The sequence below is a fragment of the Streptomyces muensis genome (assembly GCF_021474425.1).
Taxonomy (GTDB): Bacteria; Actinomycetota; Actinomycetes; order Streptomycetales; family Streptomycetaceae; genus Streptomyces; species Streptomyces muensis.
In genome coordinates this window covers 1-14,301 of record NZ_JAKEIP010000224.1, presented here as the reverse complement: position 1 = coordinate 14,301, position 14,301 = coordinate 1, and the positions used below count along the sequence as shown (strand labels likewise).

General features: G+C 70.5%; 15 protein-coding genes. 6 read left to right on the top strand and 9 right to left on the bottom strand.

Annotated features, from left to right (window positions below):
• Window positions 1–213 precede the first annotated feature (213 nt).
• A complete protein-coding gene (locus L0P92_RS34310; protein ID WP_234766959.1) occupies window positions 214–1,020 on the top strand; it encodes an SURF1 family protein in 807 nt (268 codons plus the stop codon).
• A gap of 94 nt (window positions 1,021–1,114) precedes the next feature.
• Here L0P92_RS34310 and L0P92_RS34305 read toward each other — a convergent pair whose 3' ends face one another.
• The 4 genes from L0P92_RS34305 to L0P92_RS34290 all read right to left on the bottom strand — a co-directional run bounded on the left by L0P92_RS34305 (window position 1,115) and on the right by L0P92_RS34290 (window position 5,682).
• Window positions 1,115–2,167: a hypothetical protein gene (locus tag L0P92_RS34305; protein ID WP_443733828.1), complete on the bottom strand. Its 1,053-nt coding sequence runs from the start codon at window positions 2,165–2,167 to the stop codon at window positions 1,115–1,117.
• Between the two features lie 77 nt (window positions 2,168–2,244).
• Window positions 2,245–2,841, bottom strand: a complete 597-nt coding sequence (locus L0P92_RS34300) for a SigE family RNA polymerase sigma factor (RefSeq protein WP_234766962.1) — start codon at window positions 2,839–2,841, stop codon at window positions 2,245–2,247.
• A 499-nt stretch (window positions 2,842–3,340) separates the two neighbouring features.
• Window positions 3,341–4,405, bottom strand: a complete 1,065-nt coding sequence (locus L0P92_RS34295) for an aspartate-semialdehyde dehydrogenase (RefSeq protein ID WP_372497378.1) — start codon at window positions 4,403–4,405, stop codon at window positions 3,341–3,343.
• On the bottom strand, window positions 4,405–5,682 hold the full coding sequence (locus L0P92_RS34290; protein WP_234766956.1) for an aspartate kinase: 1,278 nt from the start codon (window positions 5,680–5,682) through the stop codon (window positions 4,405–4,407). Before L0P92_RS34290 ends, L0P92_RS34295 begins: the two co-directional genes overlap by 1 nt.
• A gap of 322 nt (window positions 5,683–6,004) precedes the next feature.
• On the opposite strand from L0P92_RS34290, the gene L0P92_RS34285 reads away from it, so the two are divergent.
• From L0P92_RS34285 to L0P92_RS34270, 4 genes are all read left to right on the top strand, one after another.
• Entirely contained in the window at window positions 6,005–6,784 is a 780-nt protein-coding gene (locus L0P92_RS34285; protein ID WP_234766961.1) for a cyclodityrosine synthase, read from the top strand.
• The gene (locus tag L0P92_RS34280; RefSeq protein ID WP_234766955.1) at window positions 6,774–7,967 is read left to right on the top strand and encodes a cytochrome P450; all 1,194 of its coding nucleotides are present in this window, start codon (window positions 6,774–6,776) and stop codon (window positions 7,965–7,967) included. Before L0P92_RS34285 ends, L0P92_RS34280 begins: the two co-directional genes overlap by 11 nt.
• An 80-nt stretch (window positions 7,968–8,047) precedes the next feature.
• Window positions 8,048–8,779: a response regulator transcription factor gene (locus L0P92_RS34275; RefSeq protein ID WP_234766954.1), complete on the top strand. Its 732-nt coding sequence runs from the start codon at window positions 8,048–8,050 to the stop codon at window positions 8,777–8,779.
• Window positions 8,776–10,161 carry a sensor histidine kinase gene (locus tag L0P92_RS34270; protein ID WP_234766953.1) on the top strand — a complete coding sequence of 462 codons (1,386 nt, stop codon included), beginning with the start codon at window positions 8,776–8,778 and terminating at the stop codon, window positions 10,159–10,161. The genes L0P92_RS34275 and L0P92_RS34270 overlap by 4 nt, the downstream gene beginning before the upstream one ends.
• Here L0P92_RS34270 and L0P92_RS34265 read toward each other — a convergent pair.
• Window positions 10,127–10,627, bottom strand: a complete 501-nt coding sequence (locus L0P92_RS34265) for an SgcJ/EcaC family oxidoreductase (protein WP_234766952.1) — start codon at window positions 10,625–10,627, stop codon at window positions 10,127–10,129. The genes L0P92_RS34270 and L0P92_RS34265 overlap by 35 nt on opposite strands.
• Window positions 10,628–10,802: 175 nt before the next feature.
• Complete coding sequence (locus tag L0P92_RS34260; protein ID WP_234766951.1) at window positions 10,803–11,219, bottom strand: SsgA family sporulation/cell division regulator; 417 nt, start codon at window positions 11,217–11,219, stop codon at window positions 10,803–10,805.
• Window positions 11,220–11,400: 181 nt separating this feature from the next.
• Between L0P92_RS34260 and L0P92_RS34255 the strand changes: the two genes are divergently transcribed.
• Window positions 11,401–12,237: a PhzF family phenazine biosynthesis protein gene (locus L0P92_RS34255; protein WP_234766950.1), complete on the top strand. Its 837-nt coding sequence runs from the start codon at window positions 11,401–11,403 to the stop codon at window positions 12,235–12,237.
• 39 nt (window positions 12,238–12,276) lie between these two features.
• Here the strand turns inward: L0P92_RS34255 and L0P92_RS34250 are convergent, their stop codons facing one another.
• The 3 genes from L0P92_RS34250 to L0P92_RS34240 all read right to left on the bottom strand — a co-directional run bounded on the left by L0P92_RS34250 (window position 12,277) and on the right by L0P92_RS34240 (window position 13,974).
• Complete coding sequence (locus L0P92_RS34250; RefSeq protein ID WP_234766949.1) at window positions 12,277–12,945, bottom strand: DUF5063 domain-containing protein; 669 nt, start codon at window positions 12,943–12,945, stop codon at window positions 12,277–12,279.
• Window positions 12,938–13,537: a recombination mediator RecR gene (gene recR / locus L0P92_RS34245; protein WP_030053254.1), complete on the bottom strand. Its 600-nt coding sequence runs from the start codon at window positions 13,535–13,537 to the stop codon at window positions 12,938–12,940. The genes L0P92_RS34250 and recR overlap by 8 nt, the downstream gene beginning before the upstream one ends.
• Window positions 13,538–13,629: 92 nt before the next feature.
• Complete coding sequence (locus tag L0P92_RS34240; RefSeq protein WP_234766960.1) at window positions 13,630–13,974, bottom strand: YbaB/EbfC family nucleoid-associated protein; 345 nt, start codon at window positions 13,972–13,974, stop codon at window positions 13,630–13,632.
• Window positions 13,975–14,301 lie beyond the last annotated feature (327 nt).

Below are 14,301 nucleotides of genomic sequence, written 5' to 3'. Positions count from 1 at the left end.
CGCCCCTACCCGTCCCATCCCTTGAAGGGGCTCCGCCCCTTCGACCCCGCTGGGGGCTGCGCCCCCAGACCCCCGCCATCGGCCTTCGGCCTCGTCCTCAAACGCCGGACGGGCTGAAAGACCTCAACCGTTCGTCGCACACCCGGCCTCGGCGGCCTCCCCTCGACGACCCCGCAGCCCAGCCCTCCGCAGGAGCCCCGTACCGTTGAGGGCGTGTACCGGTTTCTGCTGACGCCCCGTTGGTGGGGGATCAACGTCTTCGTGCTGCTCGCCATCCCCTTCTGTGTGTTCATGGGGTCGTGGCAGCTGAGCCGGTTCGAGGCGCGGGTGCAGGACCATCGCACCGCCGGTGAGCTGGCCGAGAAGGCCGAGACCGAGGCGCCCCGGCCGCTGGCCGAGCTGCTGCCGGTGGACAAGGCGACGTCGGGCAGGCAGGCCACCGCGAGCGGCCGGTACGGCAAGCAGTTGCTCGTGCCGGGCCGGGAGCTGGACGACCGGCAGGGCTACTACGTCCTGACGCTGCTGCACACCGACGACGACAAGGCGCTGCCGGTGGTGCGGGGCTGGCTGCCGGGCGACGCCGACCGGGCCGAGGCCCCCGCCGCACCGACCGGCGAGGTCACGGTCACCGGCGCGCTCCAGGCCTCCGAGGTGCCCGGTGAGAACGGCGTGCCGGCACGCGGCGGCCTGCCCTCCGGCCAGACGGCGGCGATCAGCGCGGCGACGCTGGTGAACCTGGTGCCGTACGACGTGTACGACGCCTGGATCACCCTCGACAAGGCCGACTCGGGTATGAAGCCGGTCCCGGCGACCGCCGCCAGTGACACCGGCCTGGACCTGAAGGCGTTCCAGAACCTGGGTTACACCGGCGAGTGGTTCGTCTTCGCGGGCTTCGTGGTCTTCATGTGGTTCCGTCTGCTGCGCCGCGAGGTGGAGACCCTGCGGGACGCGGAACTGGGGCTGCTGCCGGACGAGCAGCCCGGCGGGGATCCGGCTGCGCAGGAGAAGGCCAACGCCTGAACGGTGCGCCGCGAGTACCGGGAGCGTCGGGAGCCCCGGAGTACGGGGAGCCCCCGGGAGAGGCGAACGCCCGCCGAGGACCCCGCGCGCGCCCTCACACTCCCTGAAGCACGCCCGTCCAGTACACGACGCCCGCACACGCGTTGGACACCGTCACCGAGGCCGTCGGCGCTCCCGTCTCCGCGGTGAGGGAGATGGTGACGCTGCCGTCGGCGGTGGTGTCCTCCGTCATCAGCTGGGTGGAGGTGCCGGTGTCGCCGCCCGTGGAGGTGCCCTCCGTCGTACCGGTGGTGTTCTCGGTCGGGGTCGGGGTGGGTGAAGGGTCGGGGCCGCCCGTGCCGCCGCCGTTGTTCGTACCCGTCGAGGGGCAGGTCTCCGAGGGGACCCAGGCGAACTTGACCTGGTAGGAGTCGCCCGGCTTGAGGACGAGGGCGCCGAGCTCCTGGGACGGGTCGGGCAGGCCGACCGCCGCGTCCCCGGCGGCATGCCGGGCCTGGGAGATCTTCGAGCCGTCCGCCGCTCCGCCCGCTGCCAGGGCCACCGAGCCCGGGCCGCTCACCGTGCAGTCGGCGGTGGAGACGTTGCTGAAGGTGAACGTGCCGTAGACCGTGCCGGAGGAGTCGGGGAGGTCGGTGGTCCCACCGGAGGTGCCGAGCTGGGCGGCGGTGCAGGCGGCGACGCCGGCCGGGGTCGCCAAGGGGTCGGTGGGGCTTCCGGAGCCGGCACCCGGACCGGTGCTGGTGCCGTTGCCCTTGTCCTCGTCCTTCTCGTTGCCCTTGCCCTTGTCCTCGGCCTTGCCCGAGGTGGCGCCGGACGTGCTCTCGCCGCCCTCGGTCTCCTTGCCCTGCCCGGCGCCCCCCTGCGCCTGTTCGCCATGACCGGCGTTCGAGGAGTTGACGTTGGAGCCGGTGGCGTTGGAGACGTGCACCAGGGCGGGGACGGCGGTGCCGACGAAGAGCACCGCGGCCGCCGCGCCGACGAGCGCCTGCCGTTTGCGCGCCCGCCGTGCGGGCACCGCCCGCCGCAGATGATCCAGCGTGCCCTCGCGCGGCTCGATCTCCTCGACCGCGTGATGCAGCATGCGGCGCAGTGCCAGCTCGTCCGAGTCGAACCCCTCGGGGCCCTGGTCGTCGGGGCCGTGGTTCACAGTTCCGTTCCCAGCGTGCGATTGCTTCGGCTGTTGCTTGTCCGGCCGCCCGGCCGGCTCGGCGTCATGGTCCCCGCTCATGCCGGCGCCTCCATGGCGACCCGCAGCGCGGCGATGCCGCGCGAGCCGTAGGCCTTCACCGAGCCCAGCGAGATGCCGAGCGTCTCGGCGACCTGCGCCTCGGTCATGTCCGCGAAGTACCTGAGGACCAGCACCTCGCGCTGCCGGCGCTGCAGACCCTTCATCGCCTTGATGAGGGAGTCCCGCTCCAGCTGGTCGTACGCCCCCTCCTCCGCGCTCGCCATGTCGGGCATCGGCTTGGACAGCAGCTTCAGGCCGAGTATGCGGCGGCGCAGGGCGGAGCGGGAGAGATTGACGACGGTCTGGCGGAGGTAGGCCAGCGTCTTCTCCGGGTCCCGGACGCGCTTGCGCGCGGAGTGGACGCGGATGAACGCCTCCTGGACGACGTCCTCGCAGGAGGCGGTGTCGTCGAGGAGGAGCGCCGCGAGACCCAGCAGCGAGCGGTAGTGAGCCCGGTAGGTCTCGGTGAGGTGGTCGACGGTCGTGCCGGCCGCCGCGGTGTCCTCGGCACCGTCACGCTGACTGGGTATGCGGGCGGGCCGCGCTGCGGGCATGGGCGCGATCACCGGCATGCCGCCGGGCGCACCGGGCATGCGGGGTCGGACGGGCCGGCGGGGCGGCCGTAGGGCCGTGCCGCGGGTCGCCGCAGTGAAGTCGAGTACCTCTGCCACGCCTGTTGGACACGCGTCCCCCCATGAGGGTTGTACGTGCCGGACGTCACTTTTGCGCCAGTCGCGACAGCCGGCCCTCCGGCCACCGCGACCGAGACTCTCGCGCCAGGCAGCACAGCTGACCGTGCGTCAAACGCCCACATGCCTACCCGCTCTTCCTTTATGTCCATATGGCCAGAGCGTCCCCACGCCCTGCCCATTCGGCGTCCCCACGCCAGAAAAACGCGTCTCCACGCCCCCTGAAGGCGACCGCAAAGACGCTCCCCGCCCTGCAAGCGGTTGCAGGGCGGGGAGGAAAATCTTCAACTGCCGACAGTGTCCGGTTCAAGTGGTCCGGACCATCGATCGGCTCACACTTTTCACACAGATCCTACAAACGAATCCGTAGGAGCCCACGGGATTTCCGGCGCCACCTGGGGTCTCACCGGAACTCCGCCGCCACCAGCTCCGCGATCTGCGCGGTGTTCAGGGCCGCGCCCTTGCGCAGGTTGTCGCCGCAGACGAAGAGTTCGAGCGCCGTCGGATCGTCGAGCGCGCGCCGCACCCGGCCGACCCAGGTCGGATCCGTGCCCACCACGTCGGCGGGCGTCGGGAACTCACCGGCGTCCGGGTCGTCGTACAGCACGACCCCCGGCGCGGTGGCCAGGATCTCGCGCGCCTTGGCGACGGTGACCTCGCCCTCGAAGCGGGCGTGCACGGTCAGCGAGTGCCCGGTCAGCACCGGCACCCGGACGCAGGTCACCGCGACCGGCAGCTGAGGCAGCCCGAGGATCTTGCGGGACTCGTCCCGCACCTTCATCTCCTCCGAGGACCAGCCGTCCTCGCGCAGCGACCCGGCCCACGGCACCACGTTCAGCGCGACCGGCTCCGGGAACGGCCCGGTGTTCTCGCCGACGGCCCGCCGTACGTCACCGGGGCTGGTCCCCAGTTCCGTACCGGCGACCAGGGACAGCTGCCGGCGCAGCGTCTCCACGCCGGCCCGCCCGGCCCCGCTCACCGCCTGGTACGAGGACACCACCAGGGAGCGCAGCCCGAACTCGGCGTGCAGCGCGCCCAGCGCCACGATCATGGAGAGGGTGGTGCAGTTGGGGTTGGCGACGATCCCGCGCGGCCGCATCCGGACCGCGTGCGGATTGACCTCGGGGACGACGAGGGGCACCTCCCGGTCCATCCGGAAGGCGCCTGAGTTGTCCACCACCACCGCACCCTTGGCGGCGGCGATCGGCGCCCAGCGGGCGGCCACCTCGTCGGGGACGTCGAACATCGCGACGTCGACCCCGGCGAAGGCCTCCTCGGTGAGCGCCACCACCTCGACCTCCTCGCCGCGCACGGCCAGCTTGCGGCCGGCCGAGCGCGGCGAGGCGATCAGACGGATCTCACCCCAGATGTCCGCGCGCTGGGACAGGATCTGGAGCATGACCGAGCCCACGGCCCCGGTCGCACCCACGACCGCGAGCGTCGGTCGACGGGACGGCATTCCCGCCATCAGCGCCCGGTGCCCCCGTACACGACAGCCTCGTCGCTGTCGGAGTCGAGTCCGAAGGCGGAGTGCACGGCGCGGACGGCCTCGTTGACGTCGTCGGCGCGGGTGACGACCGAGATGCGGATCTCGGAGGTCGAGATCAGCTCGATGTTCACGCCCGCGTCGGACAGGGCCTTGAAGAAGTCGGCCGTGACACCCGGGTTGGTCTTCATGCCGGCGCCGACCAGGGAGATCTTGCCGATCTGGTCGTCGTAGCGCAGCGAGTCGAAGCCGATGCCGCCCTTGTTCTTCTCCAGGGCGTCGATGGCCTTGCGGCCCTCGGACTTCGGCAGCGTGAAAGAGATGTCCGTCAGACCGGTGGAGGCGGCGGACACGTTCTGCACGATCATGTCGATGTTGATCTCGGCGTCGGAGATCGCACGGAAGATCGCGGCGGCCTCGCCCGGCTTGTCCGGGACACCGACGACCGTGACCTTGGCCTCGGAGGTGTCGTGCGCGACACCCGAGATGATGGCCTGCTCCACCTGCTTGTCCCCTTGCTCGATCGGCTCGCTGCTGACCCACGTGCCCTTCAGTCCGCTGAAGCTGGACCGGACGTGGATCGGGATGTTGTAACGACGGGCGTACTCCACACAGCGGTGGAGCAGCACCTTCGAGCCGGACGCGGCCAGCTCCAGCATGTCCTCGAAGGCGATCCAGTCGATCTTCTTCGCCTTCTTGACCACGCGCGGGTCGGCGGTGAACACACCGTCGACGTCGGTGTAGATCTCGCACACCTCGGCGTCGAGCGCGGCGGCCAGCGCGACCGCGGTGGTGTCGGACCCGCCGCGCCCCAGCGTGGTGATGTCCTTGCTGTCCTGGCTCACGCCCTGGAAACCGGCGACGATGGCGATGTTGCCCTCGTCCACCGAGGTGCGGATCCGGCCCGGCGTGACATCGATGATCCGCGCTTTGTTGTGGACCGAGTCGGTGATGACACCTGCCTGCGAACCGGTGAACGACTGGGCGCTGTGGCCCAGGTTTTTGATCGCCATGGCCAGCAGGGCCATGGAGATCCGCTCTCCGGCGGTCAGCAGCATGTCGAGCTCGCGTCCGGCGGGCATCGGGGATACCTGCTCGGCGAGATCGATCAGCTCGTCCGTCGTGTCGCCCATCGCGGAAACCACGGCGACCACCTGGTGGCCGTTCTTCTTGGCTTCCACGATCCTCTTGGCGACGCGCTTGATGCCCTCGGCATCGGCTACGGAGGAGCCTCCGTACTTCTGCACGACAAGGCCCACGTGCGCTCCTCGCTCAGTCCGTGTGTGTCGGCTCAGTTTACCGAGCGTCCGAAAACGACCTTGGGGTTCCCAGATGGTGAGATTCGGGCGCTCGGGGTGGTGTCTGCCCGGTCGGGGGTGGGGCAATCGGTTTAGTGGTGCAGGTCACTCGGGTCGACGAAGGCCCGCACCCACCCCGGCGTGAACCGCGCGGTCCACAGTGCGAAATCGGCCATTGACGCTCTCCGTAGTCGCCCGCTAACTTCGCGTCGTCGTCGCTACACCAGGGGCACAAGGCTCCATCGGGACTCGCGACGCGAAGGATTCTCCTCCTTTGACGACTGTGACCGCTTCAGAGATCCAGCACGTCACGCAAGCCGAACCGGCAGCCGGAACGCAAACGCGGACTCCTGCCCCGGCCGCCCTCTTCGAGATCCAGCCCTTCACCGAGCACTGCGAGGTCATCCGCGCCGCCGGCGACCACGCCGTCATCGGCGTCTCCCCCGGCAACAGCTACTTCTCCGCCGACCGCGTCCACGACCTCGCGCGCTGGGGTCTCGCCCGCTTCGAGCGGGTCGACTTCGTCTACACGGATCTGTACGTGGCAGAGATGTACGCGGCGTCCGGCTATCCACCCGACGACGCGCGCCGCAAGGCGGTGAAGAACCTGCGCGGGGTACGGGCCAAGGTGCTCGGCGCCGTCCAGGCCGTCGACCCCGGCGGCACCCGGCTGCACGCCCACGCCATGTCCGACTTCCGCGGCAACCCGGCCTACCGCGAGATCCACGACCGTCTCCAGGCCCGCCTCGCCACCGACGACGAGTTCCGCACGACCTGCGAGAAGCTCGTCGACTCCTTCCTGGCCGGCAAGGCCGGGCGCGCGACCGGCGCCCAGCGCGAGGTCTGCCTGGCCTACGTCTGCGCCGAGGCCCCTCTCTTCCTGGACACCCCCGCCATCCTCGGCGTCCCGTCCTCCCTCAACTGCTACCACCAGCTCCTGCCGATGGCCGAGCTGCTCTACTCCCGCGGCGCCGGACTGCGCGCCTCCCGCAACCAGGGGCACGCCATCGTGACGCCCGCCGAGGGAACCGACACGGAGGGACCGGACGCCGATGTCCACTGACACGCTCTCGCCCATCGACTTCCCGTTCTCCTGGCGCGGGGACCAACTCCCCGACGAGGTCGAGGAGTTGCGCACCCGCACCCCGGTGCGCCGGGTCCGTACCATCGCCGGCGACGAGGCCTGGCTCGTGTCGTCGTACGACCTGTGCAAACAGGTCCTGGAAGACCCGCGGTTCAGCCTGAAGGACACCTCGGCCCCGGGCGTGCCCCGCCAGTACGCGCTGACGATCCCGCCCGAGGTCGTCAACAACATGGGGAACATCACCGGCGCCGGACTGCGCAAGGCGGTCCTGAAGGCGCTGAACCCGAAGAGCCCGGGCCTCGCGGAGTGGATGCGCTCCTACGCCGCCGAACTCGTCGACGGGCTGCTCCGCGAGGGCGCCCCCGCGGATCTGCGCGGTGGCTTCGCCGACCCGTACTCGGCGGGCATGCACTGCCGGATCCTCGGCATCCCGCAGCAGGACGCGCCCGGCCTGATGCGGAGCCTGGACATCGCGTTCATGAACTCGGCCTGCCCCGTCGCGGGCGCCCGGCTCAACTGGGACCGGGACATCACCTACATGACCGAGCGGCTCGATGACCCGGCGACCACGGGTCTGATGGCCGAGCTGGCCGCCCTGCGCGCGGACCCCGAGTACGGCCACCTCACCGACGAGATGCTCGCGACGGTCGGGGTGACGATGTTCGGCGCGGGCGTCATCTCCACCTCGGGCTTCCTGACCATGGCGCTGGTCTCGCTGATCCAGCACCCGGAGCTGCACGCCCGTCTCCTCGCCGACCGCACCCTGGTCCCGGCCGCGGTGGACGAGCTCCTGCGGGTCAACCTCTCCATCGGCGACGGACTGCCGAGGCTCGCGACCGAGGACGTACGCCTCGGAGAGGTGGAGGTGAAGGCGGGCGAACTGGTCCTGGTCCTGGTCGAGGGCGCCAACTTCGACCCGGCCGCCTTCCCCGACCCGCACACGGTCGACCTGGGCCGCGAGAACGCCACGGCCCACCTCTCCTTCGGCGGCGGCCGTCACTACTGCCCTGCCACCGCCCTCGGCCGCAGGCACGCCGAGATCGCGCTGGAGACCCTGCTGGAGCGGATGCCCGGGCTGCGGCTCGCGGTGCCGATCGAGCAGCTGGTATGGCGGACGGGGTTCATGAAACGGATCCCGGAACGGCTGCCGATCATGTGGTAGCAACCGCTTTCACCGCATATCACCTGTTCACAGGCTCGGCGTCCGGTCGTCTTTAAAGTTCAACCACTATGGTTCGCCCTGTGCGCGTACTTCTGGTGGAAGACGATGAACCGGTCGCCGAGTCGCTCCGGCGCGGACTGCTGCGCTACGGCTTCGAGGTGGCCTGGGTCACCACGGGCGCCGCGGCGCTCAGCCACGCCGAGCCCTACGACGTCGTACTGCTCGATCTCGGCCTGCCCGACACCGACGGTCTCGACGTCTGCAAGGCGCTGCGTGAGCGCGGCGACGTGCCGATCATCGTGATCAGCGCGCGCAGCGACGAGACGGACCGGGTGGTCGGTCTTGAGATCGGCGCCGACGACTACGTCTCCAAGCCGTTCGGGGTGCGCGAGGTCATCGCGCGGATACGAGCGGTCATGCGCCGGATGCAGCCCCGTGGGGCCGCGGCCGAGGCAGGCCCGGACCGTTACGGCGACCGCCTCACCATCGACCGCAAGGCGGCCCGGGTCCGCCTGGACGGCGAGGAGGTGGCCCTCGCGCCCAAGGAGTACGACCTGCTGGCCTTCCTCACCGAGGAGCCCGGGGCGCTGATGTCGCGCGAGCAGATCATGGAAGCGGTCTGGGACGCCAACTGGTTCGGCCCGACGAAGACGCTCGACGTCCATGTGGCGGCGCTGCGACGGAAGCTGGCCGGGGTGATCACCATCGAGGCGGTGCGAGGCGTCGGGTTCCGGCTGGAGATCGCCAAGGGGGACCCGGGCCACCAGGGCGGCACCGGCGGCGGTGGCAAGGACGGTGGCGGCGCGTCATGATCCGTCAGCTCATCCGCAGTTACGTCGTGCTCGTCGCGGGCGCCATCACCGTGTTCACCGTGCCCGTGGCCTTCTCCCTCACCGACCAGCTGCGGGACGACACCGCGGCCTCCGTCGAGCGTGAGGCCGAGACCATGGCCCTGCTGCTCGGCAACGGCAACCCCCCGTCGTGCGCGGCGCTGGTGGAGATGGCCGACGCGTTCGAAGGTGAGACACCCGGCGAGGTCGAGGTGACCGACCGCTGCGACACGAACCTGCGGAGCCCGCAGGAGGACGCGGCCCTGACCAGGACCCTGGACACGGGTGACCCCACGACCGACTGGGGCTCGTCCTTCATCTGGGGCCCGGAACTGAAGATCACGGTCGCCGCCCGCGAGAGCAGGGAGGACCTCGACGGACGCAACGAGGGCCCGGTCGTCGGCGCCGTACGCATCGTGTACTCGACGAGCGATCTGACCGACCGGCTGTGGACGATCTGGGGCTTCCGGGCAGGTCTCGCGGTGGCCGTCCTGGTCGTGGCCGCCGTGATCGGCGCGGTGGTGGCCCGGAGGCTCACCCGACCGCTGCGCCAGCTCAACGACACGGCGAGCAGGTTCAGCGACGGCGATCTGACGGCCCGCTCCCCCGTGACGGGCCCGAAGGAGACACAGACCCTCGCCCGCACGCTCAACCAGGCGGGCGAACGCCTGGACACGCTGATCGCCGCGCAGCGCATCTTCGTGGCCGACGCCTCGCATCAACTCCGTACCCCTCTCACCGCGTTGCGGCTCTCGCTGGACAACATCGCCGACGGCGTGGACGACGAGTTCGTGAAGGAGGACGTGGAGCAGGCGACGGCCGAGGTCGTCCGGATGAGCCGCCTGGTCAACGGCCTGCTGGTGCTGGCGCGCGCGGAGGCGAAGGTGACGGTGGCCGAGCCGCTGCCGCTGCTAGACATCGTGCGGGAGAGGCTGGACGTGTGGAGGCCGGCCGCCGACGAGCGTGGAGTCACCATCACGCTCAGGGGGAGTGCCGACGGCCGGCTGCTTGTGCTGACCAGCCCCGGTCATCTGGAGCAGGTGCTGGACAACGTGCTCTCGAACGCCCTGGAGGTGTCACCGGACGGCGGCACCATCACCGTCCGGGTGGACCCGAGGGGCGACGAGGTGACGCTGTCGGTGGACGACGAGGGGCCCGGTATGTCGGCCGCGGAGAAGTCCCGCGCCTTCGACCGCTTCTGGCGCGGCCAGGGCCTGACCGGGAAGGCCGGCTCCGGCCTCGGCCTCGCCGTCGTCAAGCAGCTGGTGACCGACGACGGCGGGACGGTGGCCCTGGGCGACGCTCCCGGGGGCGGGCTGTCGGTACGGATCAGCCTTCGGGCATCAACGAGGAGTGGTGGTTGACGATCTTCCACTCGCCGTGCCGCTTCTCCCACTCGTAGGTGTAGCGGGCCTTGGCGACGCTCTTCTCGCCGGTCTCGTGGTCGGTGAGCGCGAACTCGTAGAGACCCGCGTCCAGCGCCGAGTTCGAGTCGAGGACGTTGATGTGCGTCTCGATCTTCTTGCCGACCGGCTTGTTCGCCAGGAAGTGCTCGAAGTAGTCGACACGGCTCTCACGGTCGGCGCGGACCTGGTTGGAGAGGGTGGGCAGCAGGACCGCGTCGTCCCAGTAGAGGTCGGCGACCTTCTGCGGGTCCCGGGTCTTCAGCGCCGCGTTCCACTCGTCGAACAGGGCGGCCACCTGCTTCTCGCTGGGCTTGGCCGGCTTCTTGGGCCCGGCGACGGCGCCACCCGCGGCAAAGGTGCCGACGGCGACGACAGCGGCGGCGGTGACGACGGCCACGCGCTTGCTTATGGAACGACGGGTCATCGCGAACTCCCTGTGCTGTGCGATCGGTTGGGTCTCCCTCCGCTTTCCGTGTTCTCTGCGGTGGAGGTGACTCCAGATTCGCGTGGCACCGGTTAGGGCCCGTACAAGGCAGATCCAGGGCCGGGACAGCCCGTACCCAATTCACGCCGGGTGACTGGTTGATTACCGTGCGAACTCACACCCGCCCCCCGAACAGCGCCACCAGCCCCTCGTCCAGCTCCGCCCCCACCGTCTCCTCGCCCGGTGCGAGCACGGTGTAGGTGCGCGCCAGGAAGCGGTACAGGTCCGCGGTCACGAACCGCAGCACGGCCGTGCCCACCGTCGAGTGGAACTCCACGTACGTGTGGGACGGGCCGCACGGCCGGACCCGTACCGTGCCCAGCCCGGCCGGGGCGTGCAGGCCCTCGCTCAGCAGGGCGCGGGCGAAGGTCCAGGTCGTGACCTCGCCGTCGAGCGTGACGTGCGGCGGGAAGTCGAGGTGGACGGCCAGCGGGTCGGCCGAGGTGTAGCGGAGGGTGGCCGGTATCGCGATGTCCTTGTCCGCGGCGGTGATCAGACGGGCGCCGGTCGGCTGCTCCAGGGTGACATGCATGGTCGGGCTCCGATTCGAGGGGCGGGGGCACCGGCCAGGGGGCGGCCGTGGTGCGTGTGCGCCTGTGAGACCGGCCATAGGGCCCGCGCATTACGCCACTTCAGAAGTCTTCTTCTGTAACCCGCGTCACCTTCCGTCCCTCCCGTGCTCCCCGGGCGGTTCGCGCGGCTACGGTCCCCGGATGGAGATCTTGCGATACGTGGCCTTCAGCAGCGATCCCGCGGGCGGCAACCCGGCGGGGGTGGTGCTCGACGCCACCGGAGTCGACGACAAGGCGATGCTGGCGACGGCGGCCGACGTCGGGTACTCGGAGTCGGCGTTCGTGGTACCCGCCGCCGACGGCACACTCGACGTCCGCTACTTCAGCCCGCTGGCCGAGGTGCCGTTCTGCGGCCACGCGACCATCGCCACGGCCGTCGCCCACGCGGAACGCCACGGCACCGGCCGCCTGCTGCTGCGTACCCAGGCGGGCCCGGTCACCGTCACCACCGACCGGACGGCCGACGGCGCCGTGGTGGCGACCCTGGTGAGCGTGGCGCCGCATGCGACGCCGATCGCGGAGGCCGACCTCGCCGAGCTGCTGGCGATCCTCGGCTGGTCGGCGCGGGACCTGGACCCGGCGCTGCCGCCGCGCGTGGCCTTCGCCGGCGCCCGGCACCCGATCCTCGCCGCCGCGAGCCGGGAGCGGCTGGCCGACCTGGACTACGACATGCCCGCGCTCGCCGCCCTCATGGCCCGCGAGGACTGGACCACCGTCGACCTGGTCTGGCGGGAGTCCGCCACGGTGTTCCACGCCCGTAACCCGTTCCCGCCCGGCGGCGTGGTCGAGGACCCGGCCACGGGTGCGGCGGCGGCCGCGTTCGGCGGCTATCTGCGGGAGCTCGAACTCGTCGATGTGCCCGCGACCCTGACGATCCATCAGGGCGCGGACATGGGCAGGCCGAGCACGATCACGGTGACGGTGCCGGCCGAGCCGGACACGGGCATCGGGGTGACCGGCACGGCCGTACGGATCTGATCCGGCCGGCCGGAGCCGACGGGGCCGGCCGGGGCCGCGCTACCGCCGCTGGGCGGGCCGCATTCCCAGCGGCCCCCCGATCTCCTCCGCCATGACCTTGCCCGCCTCGAACTCCAGCGTCTCGTCGCCCATCATGCCCTGGTCCGTGTCCAGGCCGTCCAGTTCCTCCAGGGGCTGGTTCAGACGGATGTGGGCCAGGACCGAGTGCAGGGCGCGCAGGGTCGCGGACGCCGTGGTGCCCCAGTTGGAGAAGTACGAGAACTGCCACCACCACAGCGCCTCCGTGGTACGCCCGGCACGGTAGTGGGCCATGCCGTGGCGGAGGTCGGTGATGACGTCGGCGAGGTCGTCGGAGATCCGCGCCGGGACCGGGGCCTTGCGGGGCTCGTAGGGGTCGAAGACCTCCGAGTAGACGTCCACCGGGTCCAGCAGCCGGGCGAGGTTCTCGCGGAGCTCGTCCACGTCCGGCTCCGGGCCCAGGTCGGGCTCGTAGCGCTCGTCCGGGACGATGTCCTCGTGCGCGCCCAGCCGGCCGCCGGCCAGGAGGAGTTGGGAGACCTCCAGGAGGAGGAAGGGCACCGTCGAGCCCGGCTCGTCGCCCTTCGCGACCTCCGTGACGGCGACCAGGAAGCTCTCGATCTGGTCCGAGATCTGGACCGCGAAGTCGTCCGGGTCGGGCTCGGTCGCGTGCAGCGTGGCGTCAGACATCTAGGAGTCGTCTCCCCTCGAAGGCGCGGCCGAGGGTGACCTCGTCCGCGTATTCCAGGTCGCCACCCACCGGGAGGCCGCTGGCCAGGCGGGTGACCTTCAGGCCCATGGGCTTGATCATGCGGGCGAGGTAGGTGGCCGTGGCCTCGCCTTCCAGATTCGGGTCCGTGGCCAGGATCAGCTCCGTGACCGTCCCGTCGGCCAACCGCGCGAGAAGTTCCCGTATCCGCAGGTCGTCAGGACCGACACCCTCGATGGGGCTGATCGCGCCGCCGAGGACGTGGTAACGGCCGCGGAACTCACGGGTCCGCTCGATCGCCACGACGTCCTTCGGCTCCTCGACCACACAGATCACCGCCGGGTCGCGGCGTGTGTCCCGGCAGATGTTGCACAGCTCCTCCTGCGCGACATTGCCGCACGTCGCGCAGAAGCGGACCTTCGCCTTGACCTCCATCAGGGCCTGGGCGAGACGCCGTACGTCCGTCGGTTCCGCCTGGAGGATGTGGAAGGCGATCCGCTGCGCGCTCTTGGGACCGACGCCGGGCAGCCGCCCCAGCTCGTCGATGAGGTCCTGGACCACGCCTTCGTACAACGGACTGCCGTCCCTTCCTGGGGTTCCTTACGGTACGTACGGTAGTTGGCGGCGGCCCCTGTAAGGAAGGCGCGCCGGGGAACGCCTCGGCGTCAGAACGGCAGACCGGGGATGCCGCTGCCGCCGCCCAGGCCCTGGGCCAGCGGGCCGAGCTTCTGCTGCTGGAGCGTCTGCGCGTTCTCGTTCGCCGCCTGTACGGCCGCGATGACCAGGTCGGCGAGGGTCTCGGTATCGTCCGGGTCCACCGCCTTCGGGTCGATCTTCAGCGCCCTGAGTTCGCCGGAGCCCGTCACGGTGGCCTTCACCAGACCGCCGCCCGCCTGGCCCTCGACCTCCGTCTGAGCCAGTTCCTCCTGCGCCCTCGCCAGGTCCTGCTGCATCTTCTGGGCCTGCTGGAGCAGCTGCTGCATGTTGGGCTGGCCACCACCGGGGATCACGATCAGCTCCTTGTACCTATGTACGGCTTTCCCGTTCAGCACGAGCCTACGTGGTCGGCGTGGCCGTCGCCCCAGCACTCTTTCGAGTGAGAGGAACTGGCGTCCTATATCTGACCAAGCCCTGATCAAGACCCTCTTCTGGGCGGAAAAGAGGCGAAAGGCATCTCTTCGCCACCCATTGGGCGGTAGGAAGGGTCCGGCGCGTCAGCCTCAGGTGTGGCGGGACGTTCCGTGCGCCGCGGGTCGTACCCGGGTCGTACGCGAGGTCACGCACCGTGATCAGTAGGGAGTGCCGGGTGGGTCAACCGGAGATGCAGCCCGAAAGGT

What these genes read in the sequence shown, in the direction of transcription:
- L0P92_RS34295 (WP_372497378.1), bottom strand. Translation starts at nt 4,405, where the DNA reads ATGGCGGGAATGCCGTCCCGTCGACCGACGCTCGCGGTCGTGGGTGCG.
- L0P92_RS34265 (WP_234766952.1), bottom strand. Translation starts at nt 10,627, where the DNA reads ATGACCCGTCGTTCCATAAGCAAGCGCGTGGCCGTCGTCACCGCCGCC.
- L0P92_RS34255 (WP_234766950.1), top strand. Translation starts at nt 11,401, where the DNA reads ATGGAGATCTTGCGATACGTGGCCTTCAGCAGCGATCCCGCGGGCGGC.
- L0P92_RS34260 (WP_234766951.1), bottom strand. Translation starts at nt 11,219, where the DNA reads ATGCATGTCACCCTGGAGCAGCCGACCGGCGCCCGTCTGATCACCGCC.
- L0P92_RS34270 (WP_234766953.1), top strand. Translation starts at nt 8,776, where the DNA reads ATGATCCGTCAGCTCATCCGCAGTTACGTCGTGCTCGTCGCGGGCGCC.
- L0P92_RS34280 (WP_234766955.1), top strand. Translation starts at nt 6,774, where the DNA reads ATGTCCACTGACACGCTCTCGCCCATCGACTTCCCGTTCTCCTGGCGC.
- L0P92_RS34250 (WP_234766949.1), bottom strand. Translation starts at nt 12,945, where the DNA reads ATGTCTGACGCCACGCTGCACGCGACCGAGCCCGACCCGGACGACTTC.
- L0P92_RS34300 (WP_234766962.1), bottom strand. Translation starts at nt 2,841, where the DNA reads ATGCCCGGTGCGCCCGGCGGCATGCCGGTGATCGCGCCCATGCCCGCA.